15 protein-coding genes are annotated in these 20,497 nt (G+C 60.2%); 10 read left to right on the top strand and 5 right to left on the bottom strand.

All coding sequences use genetic code 11. The features are described from left to right. Nucleotides 1-28 precede the first annotated feature (28 nt). The 6 genes from PZA18_RS06260 (at nucleotide 29) to PZA18_RS06235 (ending at nucleotide 8,889) form a co-directional block, all read left to right on the top strand. A complete protein-coding gene (locus tag PZA18_RS06260) occupies nucleotides 29-3,124 on the top strand; it encodes an error-prone DNA polymerase (protein WP_284099946.1) in 3,096 nt (1,031 codons plus the stop codon). Between the two features lie 195 nt (nucleotides 3,125-3,319). Continuing rightward, complete coding sequence (locus PZA18_RS06255; protein WP_284099945.1) at nucleotides 3,320-3,790, top strand: transcriptional repressor; 471 nt, start codon at nucleotides 3,320-3,322, stop codon at nucleotides 3,788-3,790. A 106-nt stretch (nucleotides 3,791-3,896) separates the two neighbouring features. Beyond that, nucleotides 3,897-4,667, top strand: a complete 771-nt coding sequence (aztA, locus tag PZA18_RS06250) for a zinc ABC transporter ATP-binding protein AztA (RefSeq protein WP_284099944.1) — start codon at nucleotides 3,897-3,899, stop codon at nucleotides 4,665-4,667. 50 nt (nucleotides 4,668-4,717) lie between these two features. Further along, nucleotides 4,718-5,587 carry a metal ABC transporter permease gene (locus tag PZA18_RS06245; RefSeq protein ID WP_284099943.1) on the top strand — a complete coding sequence of 290 codons (870 nt, stop codon included), beginning with the start codon at nucleotides 4,718-4,720 and terminating at the stop codon, nucleotides 5,585-5,587. Nucleotides 5,588-5,711: 124 nt separating this feature from the next. Further along, nucleotides 5,712-6,614, top strand: coding sequence for a metal ABC transporter substrate-binding protein (locus tag PZA18_RS06240; protein WP_284099942.1), 903 nt, complete (start codon nucleotides 5,712-5,714; stop codon nucleotides 6,612-6,614). Between the two features lie 598 nt (nucleotides 6,615-7,212). After that, nucleotides 7,213-8,889, top strand: coding sequence for a bifunctional metallophosphatase/5'-nucleotidase (locus PZA18_RS06235; RefSeq protein WP_284099941.1), 1,677 nt, complete (start codon nucleotides 7,213-7,215; stop codon nucleotides 8,887-8,889). Between the two features lie 97 nt (nucleotides 8,890-8,986). On the opposite strand, the gene PZA18_RS06230 is transcribed toward PZA18_RS06235, so the two are convergent. The 4 genes from PZA18_RS06230 to PZA18_RS06215 form a co-directional block, all read right to left on the bottom strand. Beyond that, on the bottom strand, nucleotides 8,987-9,412 hold the full coding sequence (locus tag PZA18_RS06230; RefSeq protein ID WP_284099940.1) for a VOC family protein: 426 nt from the start codon (nucleotides 9,410-9,412) through the stop codon (nucleotides 8,987-8,989). Nucleotides 9,413-9,482: 70 nt separating this feature from the next. Continuing rightward, the gene (locus PZA18_RS06225) at nucleotides 9,483-11,453 is read right to left on the bottom strand and encodes a transglutaminase TgpA family protein (protein ID WP_284099939.1); all 1,971 of its coding nucleotides are present in this window, start codon (nucleotides 11,451-11,453) and stop codon (nucleotides 9,483-9,485) included. Then, the gene (locus tag PZA18_RS06220; RefSeq protein WP_284099938.1) at nucleotides 11,450-12,421 is read right to left on the bottom strand and encodes a DUF58 domain-containing protein; all 972 of its coding nucleotides are present in this window, start codon (nucleotides 12,419-12,421) and stop codon (nucleotides 11,450-11,452) included. Before PZA18_RS06220 ends, PZA18_RS06225 begins: the two co-directional genes overlap by 4 nt. Next, on the bottom strand, nucleotides 12,405-13,328 hold the full coding sequence (locus PZA18_RS06215) for an AAA family ATPase (protein ID WP_308447335.1): 924 nt from the start codon (nucleotides 13,326-13,328) through the stop codon (nucleotides 12,405-12,407). The genes PZA18_RS06220 and PZA18_RS06215 overlap by 17 nt, the downstream gene beginning before the upstream one ends. A gap of 389 nt (nucleotides 13,329-13,717) precedes the next feature. Here PZA18_RS06215 and PZA18_RS06210 point away from each other — a divergent pair, with 389 nt between their 5' ends. The 4 genes from PZA18_RS06210 (at nucleotide 13,718) to PZA18_RS06195 (ending at nucleotide 17,419) form a co-directional block, all read left to right on the top strand. Further along, nucleotides 13,718-14,518, top strand: a complete 801-nt coding sequence (locus PZA18_RS06210) for a substrate-binding periplasmic protein (protein ID WP_284099937.1) — start codon at nucleotides 13,718-13,720, stop codon at nucleotides 14,516-14,518. A gap of 74 nt (nucleotides 14,519-14,592) precedes the next feature. Next, on the top strand, nucleotides 14,593-15,558 hold the full coding sequence (locus PZA18_RS06205) for a histone deacetylase family protein (RefSeq protein ID WP_284099936.1): 966 nt from the start codon (nucleotides 14,593-14,595) through the stop codon (nucleotides 15,556-15,558). 126 nt (nucleotides 15,559-15,684) lie between these two features. Then, nucleotides 15,685-16,581, top strand: a complete 897-nt coding sequence (locus PZA18_RS06200; protein WP_284099935.1) for a DMT family transporter — start codon at nucleotides 15,685-15,687, stop codon at nucleotides 16,579-16,581. A gap of 310 nt (nucleotides 16,582-16,891) precedes the next feature. Beyond that, nucleotides 16,892-17,419 carry a hypothetical protein gene (locus tag PZA18_RS06195; protein WP_284099934.1) on the top strand — a complete coding sequence of 176 codons (528 nt, stop codon included), beginning with the start codon at nucleotides 16,892-16,894 and terminating at the stop codon, nucleotides 17,417-17,419. Between the two features lie 162 nt (nucleotides 17,420-17,581). Here the strand turns inward: PZA18_RS06195 and PZA18_RS06190 are convergent, their stop codons facing one another. After that, nucleotides 17,582-20,374, bottom strand: coding sequence for an Ig-like domain-containing protein (locus PZA18_RS06190; RefSeq protein WP_284099933.1), 2,793 nt, complete (start codon nucleotides 20,372-20,374; stop codon nucleotides 17,582-17,584). Between the last annotated feature and the right edge of the window lie 123 nt (nucleotides 20,375-20,497).

The following is a 20,497-nucleotide window of genomic DNA, read 5'->3' as shown; positions in this document are numbered from 1 at the left end:
CTTCTTTAACCGACTCGATAGGCAACTCATGCTGCCCGCTTACGCCGAACTGCATTGCTTCAGTAATTTCAGCTTCCTGCGCGGTGCCTCGCATCCGGCCGAGCTGGTCGAGCGAGCCGCAGAGCTGGGTTACGGGGCCCTGGCCTTGACTGACCAAGGCTCACTGGCAGGCGTCGTCAGAGCCCATGAGGCCGCCAAAGCCATCGGCTTCAAGCTGTTGATCGGCGCCGATATCACACTGGCCGACGGACCACATCTGGTAGTCCTGGCACCCGATCTATCGGCCTATGGCGACCTCTCCGAGCTGCTGACCCTGGGGCGCCGTGCGGCCGACAAAGGCCAATACCACCTGCAGCGGGCCGATCTGCAACACTTCAGCCGGCATTTGCTGGCATTGTGGCTGCCAGAACGAGGTCCGATCCCATCGCCGGCCACTTGGCAAGCCGATGCCGAGTGGCTGGCCCAGCATTTTTCCGGCCGGTTGTGGATCGCCGCCGAACAGCACGGCCATGCTGATGATCTGGAATGGCTGGCGCACCTGCATCAGCTATCACAGCAGACTGGCTTAGCCGTGGTAGCGGCTGGTGGCGTCGAGATGCATCGACGGTCGCGCCGTCCGCTGCACGATACCCTGACAGCCATCCGGCTCGGCCAACCTGTGGCCGAGTGCGGCTACGCCTTGCATGCCAATGGAGAGCGTCATTTACGGCAACGGCTCAGACTGGCGCAGCTCTATCCGGCTGCGTGGCTGGAAGAGACCATGCGGGTCGCTGAGCGTTGCCAGTTCAGCCTCGATAGCCTGCGCTATCAGTACCCGCAAGAACTGGTCCCGCCGGGTTTGACACCCGCCTCGTATCTGGCACGAGAAGTCCATAGCGGATTGCACGGCCGTTATCCCGGCCAGGTGCCACTCAAAGTCCAGCAAATGGTGGCCCGCGAGCTGGATCTGATCAGCAGTCTCGCTTATGAAGCCTACTTCCTGACGGTGTACGACATCGTCAGCTGGGCACGCCGGCAAGGCATTCTGTGTCAGGGACGGGGCTCGGCCGCCAACTCGGCCGTCTGCTACGCACTGGGCATTACCGCCGTCGATCCGGCCCGAACCGAGATGCTGTTCGAGCGTTTCTTATCGAAAGAGCGCAACGAGCCCCCTGATATTGATGTCGATTTCGAGCATAGCCGGCGAGAAGAAGTCATCCAGTACATCTATCAGAAGTACGGGCGCGACCGTGCCGCCCTGACCGCCACGGTCATCCGCTACCGGCCCCGCAGTGCCCTGCGCGACGTTGGACGCGCACTGGGCTTTGATGAAGAGCAGCTGCATCGGCTTTCCAGCATCCTGGCCTGGTGGGACAAGCGCGATGATCTGCCGGCACGACTGGCCGATGCGGGCTGCGACCCGGACAGCCGGCCCGTGCAGTGGCTGTTGCAACTGGTCAACCAACTGATCGGCTTTCCGCGCCATCTGTCGCAGCATGTGGGCGGCTTCGTGATCTCGCACGGACCGCTGAGCCGCCAGGTGCCGATCGAGAACGCCAGCATGACTGATCGCACCGTTATCCAGTGGGACAAGGATGATCTCGACATCATCGGCATGCTCAAGATCGACGTTCTGGCACTGGGCATGCTGACCGCATTGCGTGAGTCGCTGCAGCTGGTATCAGCCCGTTACGGCAAGCCCTTCGGGCTGACCGACATCCCCGCTGAAGATCCTGCGGTATATGACATGCTGGGCCGGGCCGACAGTATCGGCGTCTTCCAGATCGAATCACGCGCGCAGATGTCGATGCTGCCACGGCTCAAACCCAAGCATTTCTATGATCTGGTGATTGAGGTCGCTATCGTCCGGCCGGGGCCGATTCAGGGTGGCATGGTGCATCCCTATCTACGGCGGCGGCAGGGGCTGGAAGAGGTGGATTACCCGAGTGAAGCAGTCAAAAACGTCTTGCAACGCACGCTGGGGGTGCCGATTTTTCAGGAACAGGTCATGCAGATTGCCATTGTTGCGGCAGGCTTCAGCGGGGGGGAGGCTGATCAGCTACGGCGCTCCATGGCGGCCTGGCGCCGCACCGGCAAGCTCGAACCGTTTCGGGCACGCCTGACCAGCGGCATGCTCGAACGGGGTTACAGCCAGGACTTTGCCGACCGCATCTTCCGCCAGATCGAAGGATTCTCGGAATATGGCTTCCCGGAATCTCACGCGGCCTCTTTCGCCCTGCTGGTCTACAGCTCGGCCTGGCTCAAACGGCATGAACCGGCCGCGTTCTGCTGCGCACTGCTCAATGCCCAGCCCATGGGCTTCTATGCCCCGGCCCAGCTGGTACAAGATGCACAGCGACATGGCGTCGAAGTCCGCCCCATTGATGTTCAGGCCAGTCACTGGCAATGCACGCTCGAAGACGGAACCAATGGTCCTGCCTTGCGTCTGGGCTTGCGACTGGTGGAGGGGCTCGGCACAGCAGCCGGGCAGCGCATCGCAGCGGCGCGCCCGGCCGGTGGCTACCGGAGTCCGGCACAGCTGGCACAGTTGGCCCGACTGGACGCCTCCACCCTGGCCACGCTGGCCACGCTGGCCACTGCCGATGCCCTGCATGCGCTCTCAGGCAACCGGCGGGAAGCCTGGTGGGATGTCAGCGGCCTGACCCGCCATAACGATCTGCTCGACACCGCGCCGATCGACGACAGTCTGGCGCTGCCCGCACCGGAGCTGGGCGAAGCCATCACGGCCGATTATCACAGTGTCGGCCTGTCGCTACGCGCACATCCCATCTCCCTGCTGCGGCCACAGCTCTCAACGCGCAAGCTGGTAACCGCCACGGCCCTCAGCACCATGCCCAATGGCCGCCTGGCCAGAGCTGGCGGGCTCGTCATCAGCCGGCAAAGACCAGGCACCGCCCAAGGCGTGGTATTTGTCACGCTGGAAGACGAAACCGGCAGCATCAACGTCATCGTCTGGAGCGATCTGGTGAATCGACAACGCCGCGAACTGCTCGAATCACGGTTGATGCTGGTTTACGGCGTTGTCCAGCGGGAAGGCGACGTCGTGCATTTGCTCGCTCGCCGTCTGGTCGATGCCACTCCGCTGCTGGGCGATCTGAGCCCCCGCTCCCGCGAGTTTCACTAGGCTCTGTGCACTCCGCCCGCAATCCAATCCAGCAAAAAACGCCAAAGTTTTCATAATTACGGGGTTCGACGGACATTCGACAGAAACGCCGCCAGCAAGACACCCGCCTATCGGCCGGAATGGCGCATCGAATCAAGCAACTGGCTGCATTGAAATGTTTTGTTATAATATAACAATAGAAAGCCTCACAGTCCCATGAATACCGAAACCAATCTCGAACACGAACTCGATGCTGCCGCCAACTGGTGTCTGCAGCGCGGGGAAAAACTGACCGATCTGCGGCGGGAGGTTCTCTCCTTGCTGCTGGCCCACGATGGCTCGATCAAAGCCTACGAGCTGCTGGCCGAACTGCAAAAGCGCAAGCCAACGGCGGCCCCCCCCACGGTCTACCGGGCACTCGATTTTCTGCTGAACGTCGGCCTCGCACACAAGCTGGGTTCGCTCAATGCCTTTGTCGCCTGTCGCGAGCTGGATCACACCCATCACCACGGGCTGATGCTGATTTGCGACCGCTGCCGGGGCGTACACGAACTCTCCGATGAAAGCTGGGCCGAGCGGCTAGCCGAAGATGCAGCGCGACTGGGCTTTCGCCTGTCACAGCAGGACATTGAAATAAAAGGCATTTGTGCCAATTGCCAGCAGGTGGAACAGGCAGGTGAAGCATGAGCAAGCCCTCCCTGCTGGCCCGTTCGGCCTGGGACCGTCTGCTCCGGGTACTGCCCTTTGTCGCCATGCTATGGCTGGCCGTCTGGTGGGCACTGAAAGGTGAGGCATGACCAGCCCCTTACGCATCGAAAATCTGACCCTGACCTACCACCGCCACCCGGTTGTTCATCACGCCAGTGGGGAATTCGCCCAAGGCGAGGCCACGGCGCTGGTCGGCCCGAATGGCGCAGGCAAAAGCACCCTGATGAAGGCGCTGGTAGGTTTGCTCAAACCCAATCATGGCCGGGTGGATTTCGGCCAACGCACCCGGCGCGACATTGCCTATCTACCGCAACAGGCCGCCATCGACCGTAGCTTTCCGCTCTCGGTGGCCGATTGCGTCCAGCTGGGTCACTGGCATGGTTCAGGCTGGTTCGGCAAAGTCAGTCACCGTGCTCGCCATCAAGCCGAGCATGCGCTGGAAGCCGTCGGCCTGGCCGGTTTCGAGAGCCGGAATGTCGATGAGTTGTCCGCCGGCCAATTCCAACGCGTGTTGTTTGCCCGCATCCTGCTGCAAGACGCCCCGGTCATCCTGCTCGACGAGCCGTTTACCGCGCTCGATAGCAAGACCACGGCCGATCTGCTCGCCGTGATCGACCGCTGGCGGCAGGAAGGCCGGACGATCATTGCCGTGCTCCATGACTTCGAGCAGGTAAGAAGCCATTTTGCCCATACCTTGCTGTTGGCCAAGGAAGTGATTGCCTGGGGAGCCACCGACAGCGTACTCACCCCCCACAACCTGGCACGCGCCAATGCCATGGCCCAAGCCTGGGATGAGCGGGCACCGGTCTGCCACCGCGACGACCCGGCACCCGAGGCCGCTCCGGCCGTTCGCTGAAGCGGGCATCCGCCCGCATTCCCCCAACCTCATCAGACAGAAAACAAGCAATGCTCTATCAGCTTTTGTGGCAACCCTTTGACGAATTCGCCTTCATGCGGCATGCACTGGTCGGCTGCCTGGCGCTCGCCCTGGGTTGCGCCCCCATCGGTCTGTTTCTGGTACTCCGGCGCATGAGTCTGGTCGGCGATGCCATGAGCCACGCCATCCTGCCCGGAGCCGCCATCGCCTTCATCCTGTATGGCCTGTCGCTGACCGCCATGAGCATTGGCGGGCTCATCGCCGGCATCGTGGTGATTCTCGCGGCCGGGCTGGTCAGCCGAGGAACGCGACTCAAAGAAGACGCGAGCTTCGCCGCCTTCTATCTGGTGTCTTTGGCCAGTGGCGTGCTGCTGGTCTCCAAGTGGGGCAATAACGTCGATCTCATGCACATCCTGTTTGGCAGCGTGCTGGCGGTCGATAGCACCGCCCTGCTGTTTCTGGCCGTCGTATCCAGCATCACCGTGATTGCGCTGGCCCTGCTCTATCGGCCACTGGTGGTCGAGAGCTTCGACCCCGACTTCCTGCGAGCCAATGGCGGCGGCGGTACCTTCGCCCATCTGGCGTTTCTGGTTCTGGTGGTACTGAATCTGGTTGCCGGCTTTCAGGCACTGGGCACCCTGATGGCCGTCGGCTTGATGATGCTCCCCGCCGCAACGGCGCGCCTGTGGGCACGTTCGCTGGGAGGCTTGATCGGCGTCGCCGTTGGGATCGCGCTGGGTTCCAGCTACTGCGGCTTATTGGTGTCCTACCACGCCGACCTTCCCTCCGGCCCGGCGATTGTGCTGTCAGCAGGCATCGCTTATGCCTTGTCGCTGCTGGCAGGGCGCGAAGGTGGGCTGGTCTGGCGCTGGTTGCGCAGCCGCCACCTCGAACGTTGACCCGGCCAGCGCAGGCATCGCAATGTGCTGCCCGATCAGCTGCCCTAGGCTCAGCCGGCTAGCCGCGCTGCCGCCACTGCAGACGAAGTACCTCCAACAACACCATAAGACCCAGACCGACACCATGAAATCACTCCTCGCAGCCCTCGCCGGCCTGATCCTCCCATCCGCCTTCGCAGCCGAACCCATGCCGGTTGTCGCCAGCTTCAGCGTTCTTGGCGATCTGGTTCGGCAGGTCGGGGGCGACCGCGTCGCCGTGAAAACCCTGGTCGGTGCGGATGCTGACGCCCACGTCTTTCAACCAGCCCCCACTCACCTCAAGACCGTTGCCGGTGCCAAGGTCATGGTAGTGAATGGTTTGGGGTTCGAAGGCTGGATGGAGCGCTTGATCAAGGCCAGTCGATTTGGCGGGCTGGTAGTCGTCGCCAGCCAGGGCATCACCCCACTCAAGTCGGAGTCCAGCCATGACCATGCGGGCCACGCCGGCCATGAATTCGACCCGCATGCCTGGCAGGATCTGAGCGTCACCCGGCGTTACGTCGTCAATATCGCCGATGGGCTCAGCAAGGCCGACCCGGCCAATGGCGCCTACTACCAACAGCGCGCTTCCGCCTACGACCAGAAGCTGCAGGAACTGGAACAGTGGGCCACTCAGGAAATCGCCAAAGTACCGGCCAGCCGACGCAAGATCATTACCTCTCACGATGCCTTTGCCTATTTGGGCCGTCGCTTTGGCATCCAGTTTCTGGCAGCACAAGGCATGAGCACCGAGTCTGACGCCTCAGCCGGCTCGGTAGCCCGGCTAATCCGGCAGATCCGCCAGGAGAAGGTCAAAACCGTCTTTGTCGAGAACATCTCCAATCCCAAACTGATTGAGCAGATCAGCCGCGAAACCGGCGCCAGCGTGGGCAGCCGGCTGTATTCCGACGCGCTCTCCAGCCCATCGGAAAGCGCCCCCAACTACCTCGCCATGTGGCGCTACAACTTCAGCACCTTGCTCTCAGCCATGAAAGCCGCTCCCAACTGATTGATCAAGGCAATGGATGTTTTAGGCTCTGTTGACGTTTGTTTCCGGTCGCGCCGGGCCGAGTTTTGGGGCAGGGCGACCAGAAACAAAATATCAACAGAGCCCAACAGCGAAAACGGCACGAATTGCGGCTGGGGCGACGCCAGCCACATTCAAACTTCATCAGTCCGGATCCATCAGCTCGGCAGGCATTTCGATTGATGACGATGACCCTCACCTGCCGCTACCAGTTGTCTCGCGCTTACCACAGTGCAATCGACCTAAGTCGGCAGGGCTGGCAGGCCGGCAGATCGCGCCCAACCTAGGGAAAACCCTTACCAAAAATCTCCCTACCTACCGGTTTCCAACCCGCCTTTGACAATAAGCGGTAGTCAAAGCTGCACGCTCGCTATATGCTGCCGCCCTTTGCCGCGAAGCGCATAGCCCAGTTGCTTCGCAAACGCCAGGAAAAAATCACAATAAAGGCCGGTCTGCCAAGGCTAGTCACTGCCGTCGCCCCTTCGAGGAAAGCGATGGTTATGGCCTCCAGATCGCCCCGCGCTTGCGGTGCCCGGATTCTTGCCGTTGTCGGTTGCTATCTACTAGCCGGAGCTTTTCCATGAAGACCATTCCGCTTTTCGCCCTGACCACCCTGAGCGCTGCCTTGCTGGCCGGTTGTGCCACCACAGGCGGTTCCACGAACCCGGTTCCGCTCAAGGTCATCGCCTTCAACGACTTCCACGGCAACCTGAAGCAGCCGACCGGCATGGTGAAAGTACATGACCCGGCGGATGAAGCAAAAATCATCACCGTTCCCGGTGGTGGCATTGAGCTGATGTCGGCCAAGGTTAAGGAATTGCGTGCCAAGACCCCCCACAGCGTGGTGGTTTCAGCCGGTGACCTGATCAACGCCAGCCCGCTGCTCTCTGCCTTGTTTCATGACGAGCCGACGATCGAAGCCATGAACCTGCTGGGCCTTGATATCAACGCGGTTGGCAACCATGAATTCGACGACGGCCATAAAGAGCTGACCCGGATGCAGGTCGGCGGCTGCCACCCAACCGACCCGAACAGCTGCAAGGGTCAGACCGGCAAGTTCGAAGGCGCCAAATTCCGCTTCCTGGCCGCTAACGTGGTGGACAAGAGCACCGGCAACACCCTGTTCCCCGCTTATGAAGTCAAAACCTACGATGGCATCCCGGTCGCTTTCATCGGCATGACGCTCAAAGGTACACCTGGCATCGTGGCGCCCAAGGGCGTGGAAGGTCTGGAATTCCTCGACGAAGCAGAAACCGTCAACAAGCTGATCCCCGAGCTCAAAGCCAAGGGCATTGAGGCGATCATCGTTGTCGTGCACGAAGGTGGCTTCCAGACTGGCGTTCTGAATGACTGCAAGGGCATCTCCGGCGCGATCGTCGATATCGTCAACAAGCTCGACAAGTCGGTTGACTTTGTGATCAGCGGCCATACCCATCAGCCATACAACTGCGCGATCAACGGCATTCCGGTCACCAGCGCCTTCCAGTACGGCCAGATGCTGACCGACATTGATCTGGAGCTGGACCCCGTCAGCCGCGACATCATCAAGAAGAAAGCCACCAATCTGGTAGTAGACCCGAAGGGGGCCAAAGATGCTGTGCAGACGGCGCTGATCAGCCACTACAGCCCGCTGGCCGCCGTGCAGGAAAACCGGGTGATCGGCAAGGTGGTCGCAGGAGGTATCTCGCGCAAGCCTAACGCCGCCGGCGAAGCGCCTCTGGGTGACGTGATTGCCGATGGACAACTGGCCGCCACCGCAACAGCCGACACCGGCAACGCAGTCATCGCTTTCATGAACATCGGAGGCATCCGTGCCGATCTGGTACCGCTGGAAAATGGCGATGTGACCTACGGCCAGACCTTCACCGTCCAGCCGTTTGGCAACAGCCTGGTTACCATGAGCCTGACCGGCGAGCAGATCGACCAGATTCTGGAACAACAGTGGCTGAACCAGCCCCAGCCCCGCATCCTGCAGGTATCGGCTGGCTTCAGCTACGAATACGACGACCGCAAGCCGGCTGGCGAGCGTGTGGAAATCACGTCGATCAAGCTCAACGGCAAGCCGATCGACCCCAAGGCCAGCTACCGTGTAACCGCCAACGCCTTCCTGGCGGATGGAGGGGATGGCTTCAAGGCTTTCAAACAGGGCCAGAACCGTCTGGGTGGCGCGCAAGATCTCGACGCCTTTGAAGCATTTCTGAAGAAGAGCCAGCCGCTGACGGTTGGCAAGCAGGATCGGATCATCCGCGTTTACTGATCCCCGCAGCCCGGACATCGGGCTGACGTGGCACAGACGCATACAGGCTCTGCGCAGTAGCCATTGAGCGAGGCGGCATCAACCGCCTCGCTCTTTTTTATTCGCCCGACAAAGGCGCCGGCAACAGCCCACCTTGCGAGTCGAACTCAAACATCGGCCCCCAGGCCACCTCCCAGTAATAGCCATCCGGATCAGCAAAATAGCCGCTGAAGCCGCCCCAGAATGTCTCTTGTTCCGGCTTGGCAATGCGCCCGCCAGCCAGGCTGACCGTTTGCATGATGGCGCTGACTTCCTCCTGACTACGGGCGTTGTACGCGATGGTCATGCCACTGAAGGCCGCTGGCGTCGCATCCAGCGTTGGCGAAATATCCTCCGCCAGCTTGTCGCGTGGGTATAGGCTGAGCCAGATACCGGGCATTTCGAAAAAGCGGATGCCGTCGTGCTGGCAATTAGCTGGTGTACGTAGCACCGCTTCGTAAAAACGCGTGGCACGGTCAAGGTCGGCCACGCCCAGGGTGACCATGGTTGCTCTCGGAATCTTCAATGCTGCCCCCGTTGGTTGAATAAGTTTTTCAGGTTTGGTGGGAATGCGCTCAGGTTCGGCGAGGCTTGAAGGCGGCAATCTGCTGCTTGAGCTGCACAATGCCCTCTGCTGATGCTTCGCCCAGATAACGCAGGGCCAGATATTGCCCGATAATCGTGGCAATAGCCTCTGCATGCTCCGGCAACGCCGCACAGGCCCGCTGGGAAAGCGCCAGCGGTGGTTCGGAAGGACGAACCTCGACCCCGGCTTTTTCCAGCTTGTGGCAGAAGCTGCGCCAGGCTTTGACTTCGGGTGGCGGGTTTGGCCCACGCAAATGCCAGAGTAACCATGCCGCCAACGGCAGCGTCATGGCCATGATCATGCCCAAAAACCAGGCAACGAATTGATAAGAGGCCAGATTGCTGATGCCCAGCTGACGCAGCAGCTTCATTTGCTGATCGGGGGTGTAGCCGATGATCCACTGGTTCCAGGCATTCACCGCCGCATCCAGGCCGAGGCGGACACCGCGTAGCCAGTTGGCATCCACCCGTACCATCATCGGTAGCGACTCCGACTGTGCCACTGAACGTGCGAGGCCCAGATCAACGCGGTCTGGCGCCACCGTCGCCGTGGGGTCAATCCGCTGCCAGCCGCGCCCTTCCAGCCAGACTTCGGCCCAGGCATGTGCATCGGCCTGACGCACGATCAGATAATTGCCGGCTGGATTGAGTTCGCCCCCCTGATAACCGCCCACCACCCGCGCCGGCACACCAGCCGCCCGCATCAGAAACACAAAGCTGCCTGCATAGTGTTCGCAAAACCCCTGCCGTCCTTCAAACAAAAAGCGGTCGATCGCGTCGCCCTGATAGAGCGGTGGCTGCAAGGTATAGGTAAAGGGCTGGCTATCGTAGTAAGCCAGCGCCGCCGTCACGCGCTGTGCCGGAGGCAGTGCCTTCCAGCCGGCCGCCAAAGCCCTGGCTTTCGGGTTGCCACGCGGCAATAGCAGGGAGCGTTGCAACATCAGTGTTGCCTGCTGCTTGCCCATCCGGTAGTCGAGCCAAGAGGCCAGCGCATAACGATCACGCTTGACCACCGGGCCATTCGCTACGGCCTGCATGCGGTCAGAGATCCGGCCATTGCCAGGACTCTGCGCCGGGGCATCCAGGGCTAGCAGCCAGGGGCGCTGATGGGGTTCCAGCGTCAACTGATACTGCACCGCCGGGCCTATCCCTTCGACCGGTGCTGGCGGTTCGCTACCCAGAGGAATCTGACTCCAGGTTGTGCCGTCGTACTGCTCGAATACCGGACCGCGCCAATACAGCGCGCCATGGGGCGGCACCGTCCCCAGGAATTCAACGCGAAAGGCGACTTCATCGCTCTGTGACAGGTTGCTGAAACTACCGGGAGACATGCTATCGGCCAGCCCACCCTTGGCACTGCTCCGATCTTGCGGCAGCCGCCACAAGGGGCCTTCGATTCGAGGAAAGAACACAAACAGCAACACCATCAGCGGCACCGCCTGCAGCAACAATTTGCCGGCGGTGACCAGATGCGTCAGCGGCGAGAAACCCTCCAACCGGTTCCAGCCAACACTGTTCCAGCCCACCAGCAATGCCGTGATCACGGTCACAATCAGCAGCAGATACACCGCCATGGCAAACGATTGCGAAAACAGAAAGTTGGTGACGACCAGAAAGTAACCCAGGAATACCAGCAGCAAGGCATCACGCCGCCCTCGCGTCTCCATCAATTTGAGCCCGATCAACACCGAGAGGAGTGCGACGCCCCCCGTGCGGCCGAACAGCGTCTTGAACTCGACATAGACGCCAATGATCAGGCTGACGGTAAACGGCAGCAGCAGCCAGCTTGGTGGCAGCCGTCCTTGAATCGAGATCAGAAACAGGCGCCAGCTAAACAGCAGGCCCAGCACACCGATCAGCCACCAGGGCAGATGGTCGCCATGCGGGACAATCAACAATGCCAGCACCGCAATCAGGCTGGCGAGATTCGCCCGGTTGAGCTGGATTTCCCCTTCCCTCATGACTTCACCCCATACAGGGCCAAGGCGGCCAGACAGGCATTCAGGTGATTACCGCCCCGGTCCGGCTCGATCACCTTGCCGGGCAGGCGCAGGCCGAAAGTCAGTTCACGCGCCTCGGCATCCAGTACCCAGGCGGTCAGGCGGGACAAACGGGCTTCGACATCAAGATCGTCACCCGTCATGTCCCACTCCAGCCACAGGGAAAGTGCGACCTCCCCGCTCCACTGCTTGGTCAGCAGCAGCGTTTCATCGCGGGCAGCGGCCTTCCAGGCGATATGGCGGGGGGAATCGGACGGGGTGTGCTGGCGTAGGCCGGCGAAGTCATCATGCCCGGCACGAGTGTGGGCGCCGGGCCCATCCCCTTCGCCGGGGTCGGGCAACTCCGGTGGGTACAGCTCGGGCCGTGGATAGACCAGACAGCGCTGATCAAACCAGCAATACGACCACGCCCGGAACAGCCCGAGCGGATACGCGGTATAGACCGTCAGCCGTGGCGGCACCAGCCAGCCTCGTTGCTGAGCCGGCAAAGTCATCCAGAGCGCGCTGCGGCTATTCGCTTCGATATCCGCCGCGACCGGCATGCCCTCTTCGTATATCAGTTGCACGTTGCGACGGACCAGATTGCCACTGTTCTCGACCAGCACTTCAAAGCGTGCGGCTTCGCCCACAAAGGCCGGATCGCAACGCCCTGGCTGCAGCGACAGATTGAGCAGATTGCGAAAGGTATGAAAAATCGACACCAAGGTCATGGAGCCGAGCAGGAATACCAGAATGTAGCCCAGCGACAGATCGTAATTGACCGAACCGCCAAGCATGGCCAGCAGGATCAGGCAAAAGGCGATGCCGGGACGTGTCAGAAAGATATACACCCGTCGCTGCTCAAGCCGGATAGCCAGGGCAATGCGCTTGTGCCGCCGGACAAACCAGCTCTGGCGCAAGCGCTTGAAGGACTCACGGAATCGCGACATCGGACAATAGCTTGGCGACTAGTTCGGGTTGCGGACGATTGCTGCCACGCGCCAGCAGGCGGTGGGTCGCCACGCCGGGAAACACCGCCTGGATGTCATCCGGCAACACGGCATGCCGGCCCGCCAGCAGCGCCCAGGCGCGTGCCACCATCAGCAGGCCCAATGCGGCACGCGGCGACAGCCCATTGACGAATTCAGCCGATTCGCGGCTGGCGTGGATCAAGGCTTGCAGATAATCCACCAGCGCGGGTGCCACATGCACCTTGCGTACTTCTGCCTGTAAAGCGCCCAGATCGCTGGGCGTCAACGCTGGCGCCAGGCGCTGCAGCAACTCGCGGCGATCTTCGCCCATCAGCATGGCCCGCTCGGCCGCTGGATCGGGATATCCAAGGGTGATCCGCATCAGAAACCGGTCGAGTTGTGATTCTGGCAACGGAAACGTGCCAATTTGATGGGCCGGGTTCTGGGTGGCAATCACAAAGAACGGGTCCGGCAAGGGCCGGGTAACGCCATCTTGAGTTACCTGCCGCTCTTCCATCGCTTCAAGCAAGGCAGACTGGGTTTTCGGCGTTGCCCGGTTGATTTCGTCGGCAAGTATCACCTGATTGAAAATCGGGCCGGGATGAAAGCGGAATTCCCCGGTGGGCCGCTCGTAAATCGACACGCCGATCAGGTCGGCAGGCAGCATGTCGCTGGTGAACTGCACGCGCTGAAACGCCAGGCCCAGTGTTGCGGCCAGTGTGTGGGCCAGCGTTGTCTTGCCCACGCCGGGCACGTCTTCGATCAGCAGGTGACCACGCGCCAGAAGACAGGCAACCGCCAGTTCGATCTGCGTCTTCTTGCCCAGAATCAGACCATTGATCTGTGCCAGAGCGCTGTGCAGGCGGGTAGTGATGGCGTGATCCATAAAGCTCGCTTGTCGTTGAGTTGGGGTTGAAAGAGGCAGGAAAGTCTGTCCGAGACCAGCAGGCATTGCCGTGGCTGGCGCAGTGTACCCCGTCACCGCGAGCCTGCCACTGCAATGCACGATGCCAGTTGTCGATATAGCTGATTTGTCCGGCAAAGGACTAGGCTCTGTTGACGTTTTGTTTCCGGTCGCGCCGGGCCGGTTTCTGCAAGGCGATGTCGATCGACGTGGACTAAGATTCAGACACAGCAGGTTCGAATCGAAAGAAGCAGTTTTCTGAGCATGCGCGGGCAGTAGTCCGCCAGAAAGAACGTCACGCAGGAACTGGAAGGCATGGTTAGCGCTTGACGATTCCAGCAGCGGCAATCTTGATCGGCCAGGAGAGTGACATGGCAAGGAACCGGTTTGCACGACGACTGAGCGACCGAACCACCGGCCAGTTGCTGAGCCTTTTCGCAGGCTGGCTGGCACTGGCCTGCCTGGCAGTGGTCGAGGCGGCGCCGATCAAGGTATGTTTTGAAGGCGATATTGGCACCAGTCTGACATCACCAACCGATGCGACACGCATCAACTGGGTGTTTGACCGACTGACCGAAAAAACCGGGCTGCGTTTTGACGTGAATGGCACATCCTGGCCGCGCTGCCTGAAGGAAGTGGAACTAGGCACCAGCGATGCCGCAGCCTGGGCCAGCTACACGCCACAACGCGCCGTATTCAGCGTGTTCCCGACCACCCCGGCCGGGCAGGTGGACGAGAGCCGGCGACTGTTCGTCAGCCACTACGAGGTGTACTTCCGCAGTGACACTGGCTTTGACTGGCAAAAGGGCAAATTCAGCGGCCCGGTGAAGCGAGTGGCCTCGCACCCCGGTTATTCGATCAACCACCAGCTCAATGATCTGGGCGTCGAGATCGACCTCACGTCCGACCTGATCAACAGCGTACGTAAATTGCTGGCGGGCCGTGTTGACGCTGTCGTCAGCTTTTCAGACTCGATGGATTCGCTGCGCAAACAGAATACCGAATGGACAGACAAGATTCGCCGCGCCAATGAACCGATGGTGAAGAAATCGTACTACCTGATTTTCTCCCGCTCGTATTACCAGCGCGCCAATCGCGAAGCGGAAACGATATGGGGCGAATTGGTCAATATCCGGGACAGCAGCGAATACCGGCGGATTCTGGGTGAGTAGCCCGCAAGCGACGGCGGGCGCATAATCCCACCTTCCCTTCAACGTTCTGGCAACAGAGCACAAGCCGCATAACCATGAGCCTCGGACTGCCCTCCATCTTCGGCAAACGGCGTATTGCCCCCACTGCTTACCTGACCCATCCAGACTGCGTACTGCATTCGATGGGCACTTATCACCCGGAATGCCCAGACCGCCTCGCTGCGATTCAGGACGCCCTGATGAAAGCCGGACTGTGGGATCACCTCAAGCATGTCGAGGCGCCAGCCGCCAGCATGCACGAGCTGGAACGGGTACATCCGCATGCTTATGTCGAGGCCCTGCGCAAGTTGTCACCCCAGCAGGGCATCGTCCATCTCGACCCGGATACCGCCATGGCACCCCACACCTGGCAGGCTGCCCTGCATGCGGCTGGCGCTGTGGTCAAGGCGACTGATCTGGTGGTCGACGGTGAAGTCCGGAATGCCTTCTGTGCCGTGCGCCCGCCTGGCCACCATGCCGAAATTGAAAAAGCCATGGGCTTCTGTTTTTTCAATAACGTCGCGGTCGGCGTGCGTCATGCACTTAGCCGACAAGGTATACGCAAGGTGGCTGTCGTCGATTTTGACGTTCACCACGGCAATGGTACGGAAGACATCTTCAAGGCCGATGACAAGGTATTGATGGTGTCGATCTTCCAGCACCCGTTCTATCCCTACAGCGGCGAGCATCCACTGGGCATCAATATGCACAACACGCCGATGCGTGCCGGCAGTGGCAGCGCCGCTTTCCGGGCGGTCGTGGAAAAACTCTGGCTACCTGAGCTGGATCGGTTCAAGCCCGACATCATCTTCATTTCTGCCGGTTTCGATGCCCACCGCGACGATGACATGGCCTCGATGGCGCTCTGTGATGATGACTACGGCTGGGTCACCGAGCGGCTGATGGATGTCGCAGACCGCCATTGCGATGACCGCATCGTCTCCTCGCTCGAAGGAGGCTACTGCCTGTCAGCACTGGGCCGTAGCGCCACGGCCCATATCCGTACCCTGGCAGGACTATAGTTCATCGCTGGCTTCAGCCGTGCCAGATTATCCTGGCGCGGCCAGCAATGGCCCTCTGCGGGGAAACAAACGCCATGGTTCGCAAAACTGCCGATTGCGTTTTTGCCAGCCAACCCAGGAGTTCCCATGCCCGCATCCCCCCGGCTGGCTTATCTGCTACTCACGCTCACCAGCCTGTTCTGGGCAGGAAATTTTGTGCTGGCCCGCGCCATGCATGCCGCCATCCCGCCCATGACGCTCTCGTTCATGCGCTGGGCTGTTGCATTGGTCCTGCTGGCGCCATTTGCCTTGGGCACTGCCTGGCGGCAACGCACCTTGTTGCGGCAATACTGGAAACGCCTGTGTCTGCTTGGCGCCATTGGCATTTGTGGTTTCAACAGCCTGGCCTATGCCGGCCTGCAGTACACCGCCGCCACCAATGCAGTGCTGATGAATTCGTTCATCCCCATCCTGATTCTGTTGCTGGGCCGACTGTTCTGGCGGCAACCCTTATCTGCCAACCAGCTCGTCGGCATCGCCATTTCCTTCATCGGAGTAACCATCATCCTGTGCCGGGGGGATTGGGCACGACTGCAGGCACTGTCGTTCAATCAAGGCGATCTGCTGCTGTTCGCGGCAGCGCTCGACTGGGCGCTGTATACGCTGATCCTGCGTGGCCTCGACTCTCGTGTCGATCGTCTGGGCATGCTGATGGCGCTGATCCTGGTGGGTTTGGCCTGCTGCGCACCCTTATTTGTGGCAGAGCTGTTGGCCGGCAAGCGCACAGCACTGACGCCGGGCAATCTGGCGACATTCGCCTATGTCGGCATTTTCCCCTCGGTGCTGGCCTACCTGTTTTACAACCGGGGCGTGGCCGAAGTCGGAGCCGCCCGCGCCGGCAGCTTCATCCATCTGATGCCGGTCTTCGGCACCCTGCTGTCCATCGTCTTTCTCAATGAGTCCTTTGAAGGCTTTCACGCCGCCGGCATCGCCGCCATCTTTGCCGGGCTGTGGTGGTCGGGTCGGCAGCGGGCACAAAACTGAACAACCATCACCACTACTTTGCTCACATGCTTTGTCTGAAACCGGCAGGGACTCTTCACACCGTCTTTGCACTTTAAGCATCCACGGCATGCTTCATAAAAATGAACCAGTTTGTTCAGTACATTTATGCAAATTATTGAACCAGAATTGCATCTGGCATAACCTCTCGCAATCTAATCAACAATTCGGAACTCGACACCACTACGCCAGACGCTGTTTTACCCAATCGTTGCACCTATGCGTTGATCAACAAAAACGGGCAATAAATGCCCAGTTCAAACATCCAATCCATTAGAAGAGAGTTATCCCAATGAGTGCTCAAGGTGAACATGTTTTCAATGCTGTTGGCGATTTGGCACAAAGCTTGATTCCCCATATTCAAGGAGTCTTGGCCACCGCTCGGGAAGAAGCGCGCGCCAGAGATCGCAATCAGGACTATACCCATGCAGAGGTAGCCATCACCCGGTTGCAAAGCCTCGCCACTCAGTTCATCAGCGCGCGAAATCATGCAGATTTCCGTACTGCTCCTCACGGCCAGGGCGACCCTACCAACGATTGGCGCTATTCTCAATTCGCCCAAAGTATCAGGAGACTGGTCGAGCATATGGTGTTTGGCGGTCCGACCCTTTCTTTCCAAACCCGATTTGACGCATTGATTCGCGACTCAAACCAGGTGGCAATTGACGCAATTGCCCGCACTAACGCTCGCCGCCAACTTAACGCGGCACGCCAGCAGCAGTTTGACCGATGGTTCAACACCACCTCTGCTCTGATGACCGAAACGCTGGAAGCCCTGAAAGCAGCCGCAGTTGAAGTAGCTCACTGCTGGTCAAAGTAAACCGTGTAAGAACAACTTGAACCACCGCGCCCAATTGCCACCCGCAAGGCTATTGGGGGGTGGTTTAGCGTTAAGCGCAGTCACTGTCCCTCGCATGAGCGCTATTCATTTACAGGTCAGAGCCCACCGCGCAGGTAGGCTCTCTTGGGCCAATCTTCCCGATCAATCCACAACGTCATAACTCTGTGTCGATACAATGCCTTTTGGCGTGGTCACAGTCACCGTCAAAGCGCCGGCGCTGGTGGTATCGGTGGCACAGGCGCCAGTGGATGGATCGAGCGTCTTGTCACCCTGAATCAAAATAGTCATCGTCGGCACGGTGCTGCTATTGGGTACGGTGAAGGTCGTGCTGGTGGTATCCAGCTTGCCATTGGCGGTTGCCAACGCCACCGTGGTACCAGCCGGCAGGATATTGCCGTTGACGTCGGTGAGCCTTAGTTGGTAGCGCTTCAGCGCACTGACCTGACCACCGCCACCAGGGCAAGCCGTGGTGGTAGTGAGGTTGATCGACGTCACGGCCGGGGTATCAGCGGGCGTCAGGTCACGCAACTCGAACAGTGCCCGGCTGCCGGACCAGATCAGCTGGATATTGGCGTAGACATGGCGCCGCGTCTGACTGGAGCAATTGGCACCAGCCCCACACAACAGTCCACGGTACAGGCCATCCGGCCCGTTGTAGAGCCCATCGCCATTAAAGTCGATGAACTCTTCGCCGTTTTCACGAGAACCGTTGAAGTTGGCATCAACAAATGCCTCCCCTGCCAGATAGCCGGTACCGAATGGTGGGAAGAAATCTCCGACCGAGAACAGGCCATCGCCGTTTTCATCCGAAAAGCTGTCCTCGCCTACGGCATAAGCCAGCACCGACTGGCGGCCCGACCCATTGCCATTGCCACCATTGATTGCGAGCCGGTTGCCGCCGCTGATCAGATTGACTGTGCAGAGGGCATTCTTGGTAATGCACCCGCCAACCGGCGCGGTGGAATTGTTCGGATCAATGATGGTGCCCACCCCGCCTTCGGTGCGGAAATTCACTACCGTGCCGTCGGGCACCGGGTTGCCAAAGCGGTCGGACAGGTGAACGCTGATTACATCGACCTCGCCATTGTGATCAAGGAATTCCGGATTGATCGTGGTCACTGCCGGTGAGAAGCCGTTCTGATGAGGGATGCGTGTTGAAACGTAGAGCTGTGCCGACTGTGTCCAGATGGCGGTGTTGTCATGCAGCGTTGCAATCACCGTCAGCGGTGCCCCCACGGTGCCCGATTGCAGCAAGGCCGTGGTCAGACCATTCGCATCGGTCTGGGCAGCACTGGTATTCAAGACCGCCCCGCCGGGTGCAGACAGCAAACGGAAGTCGATCTGCCGGCCAGACAGCGGATTGCCGTTGGCATCAACCAGCTTGAAGCGCACTTGCGAAATTTCTCCAGTGCCACTGCCCTTCACCCCAAGCGTGCTTGGGTTGGCGTCCACAAAAGTCAGCGAGCTTGGTGTGGCCACCCCCAAAGCCAGTGCCCCGGAGGTGCTGCGGGTCTGGCTATTGAAAACTACCGTGGCGGTCAGGGTATCGCTACCGCTGCAGCCCAGATCGGTATAGGTTGCCGTTGCCACGCCGTTAATGTTGATCGCAGGCGTCGTCAGCCGTGCCCGGCCGGACAGCACGCAGGCACTGGTAAACGCCACACTGATCGGTTCGAGGTAGGCCGAGTTGCTGGCGGTATCGACGATATTCACCGAGACCCCGACGCTGCCACCTGCCGGCAGGCTGGCGCTACCTGCCTGGTAATTGACGCGCAGGCTCTGAGGGGTAGGTGTCGGCGGGATGTAGCTAAAGCGCAAGGTTCCGCTAACCGGCTGACCATTCAGGGTGGCCGTTGCCGTCAGCGTCACCACACCACGCGGGATCGTCGTGGTGCCATCAATGGTCACGGTCTGACCGATGACCGAGGTGTTGGCCACCCCGCTGGCATCCGTCAGATCCGTCAACGCCGATAGCTGGACCAAAGTCGTGGTATCTGCTTCGAAGTTGACCGAAGTGTTGCTGACAGGGCTGCCATTGGCGTCGCGCAGCGTTGCCAGCAATTGGGCATCCTTGCCGTAGCTGACGCTGCTGATTGCCTGCCCGACGGTATTCACCAAGGCAAGCGTTATGCTGGGTTTGGACTGAGCCGCCCCCGCCACGACCTGATAATTCAACGAAGCCGTTGCCGTTTCATCCACCCCGGCACTACCGGGCACGACGGCGGTTGCCGTAACTTTGTCCGCCCCCTGTTTGCTGGTGCCGATCATGCCGATGCTGGCTTTGCCTTTGCTATCGGTCAGGGCCGTGCCGGCAGCCGGATTGAACGTGGCATAGCTATCATCGTTCTTGAAAGTCACCAGCGTGTTCTGAACCGGCTGGCCTTTGCCATCGAGCACAGTTGCTTCCAGCGTTGACTGCGCCCCGGTGGCGACTCGGTTATCGCCGGTAAAGGCCAGCTTCACGCTGGGGCTGGGAGTGGTGGTCGGCGTTGAGCCGGCAAGGACTTCATAGGTCAGACTGGCAGTCAGGGTCTTTGCCGCCCCCTTGCTATCGGTAAACACTGCACTGATCGACAGGACATCTACTCCCTGCTTGACCCCGGTCAGCGTTGCCGTTGCAGCGCCATTCGCATCAGTGAGCGTCTTGCCCGAAGCCGGCGTGAGCTGAGCCACTTCACTGTTGGCTGTCATACCAACCACGGCATTCTGGATGGGTTTGCCGCTGCTGTCCGTCAGCCTGATCGACAGCGACAGCGCACTACCTGCCGCAAAGCGGTTGGTTGAAGAGCCATCAGCCAGCGTGCCATTCACGGTCAACGTCTCACCGGCGGCCGTCTGCGTCTGGGTGGAACCCGAACCTCCTCCACAGGCCGATAACAGACAACTCAGAAAAAAAACAAACCAGGCAAACCAGATACGACTCGGCTCTTGCATAAGCGGGCTCCGACGATAGGGGGATCATGGCATTCAGGGGTCCAGACCGTCAGGCAAGATCGCCTGCAACAGCCGGCCCGTTCACTGACTCGGGCTTGACGTTCACAACCTTCTCGCTTGACG

Source organism: Parachitinimonas caeni, from assembly GCF_030129945.1.
Classification (GTDB): domain Bacteria; phylum Pseudomonadota; class Gammaproteobacteria; order Burkholderiales; family Chitinimonadaceae; genus Parachitinimonas; species Parachitinimonas caeni.
This window is presented reverse-complemented; position numbering and strand designations above follow the sequence as displayed.

Excerpts from the sequence above, each read along its gene's own strand:
- PZA18_RS06215 (WP_308447335.1), bottom strand. The coding sequence starts at position 13,328 with ATGGATCACGCCATCACTACCCGCCTGCACAGCGCTCTGGCACAGATC.
- PZA18_RS06225 (WP_284099939.1), bottom strand. The coding sequence starts at position 11,453 with ATGAGGGAAGGGGAAATCCAGCTCAACCGGGCGAATCTCGCCAGCCTG.
- PZA18_RS06220 (WP_284099938.1), bottom strand. The coding sequence starts at position 12,421 with ATGTCGCGATTCCGTGAGTCCTTCAAGCGCTTGCGCCAGAGCTGGTTT.
- PZA18_RS06200 (WP_284099935.1), top strand. The coding sequence starts at position 15,685 with ATGCCCGCATCCCCCCGGCTGGCTTATCTGCTACTCACGCTCACCAGC.
- PZA18_RS06190 (WP_284099933.1), bottom strand. The coding sequence starts at position 20,374 with ATGCAAGAGCCGAGTCGTATCTGGTTTGCCTGGTTTGTTTTTTTTCTG.
- PZA18_RS06205 (WP_284099936.1), top strand. The coding sequence starts at position 14,593 with ATGAGCCTCGGACTGCCCTCCATCTTCGGCAAACGGCGTATTGCCCCC.
- PZA18_RS06195 (WP_284099934.1), top strand. The coding sequence starts at position 16,892 with ATGAGTGCTCAAGGTGAACATGTTTTCAATGCTGTTGGCGATTTGGCA.
- aztA (WP_284099944.1), top strand. The coding sequence starts at position 3,897 with ATGACCAGCCCCTTACGCATCGAAAATCTGACCCTGACCTACCACCGC.
- PZA18_RS06235 (WP_284099941.1), top strand. The coding sequence starts at position 7,213 with ATGAAGACCATTCCGCTTTTCGCCCTGACCACCCTGAGCGCTGCCTTG.
- PZA18_RS06255 (WP_284099945.1), top strand. The coding sequence starts at position 3,320 with ATGAATACCGAAACCAATCTCGAACACGAACTCGATGCTGCCGCCAAC.
- PZA18_RS06210 (WP_284099937.1), top strand. The coding sequence starts at position 13,718 with ATGGCAAGGAACCGGTTTGCACGACGACTGAGCGACCGAACCACCGGC.
- PZA18_RS06240 (WP_284099942.1), top strand. The coding sequence starts at position 5,712 with ATGAAATCACTCCTCGCAGCCCTCGCCGGCCTGATCCTCCCATCCGCC.
- PZA18_RS06260 (WP_284099946.1), top strand. The coding sequence starts at position 29 with ATGCTGCCCGCTTACGCCGAACTGCATTGCTTCAGTAATTTCAGCTTC.
- PZA18_RS06230 (WP_284099940.1), bottom strand. The coding sequence starts at position 9,412 with ATGGTCACCCTGGGCGTGGCCGACCTTGACCGTGCCACGCGTTTTTAC.
- PZA18_RS06245 (WP_284099943.1), top strand. The coding sequence starts at position 4,718 with ATGCTCTATCAGCTTTTGTGGCAACCCTTTGACGAATTCGCCTTCATG.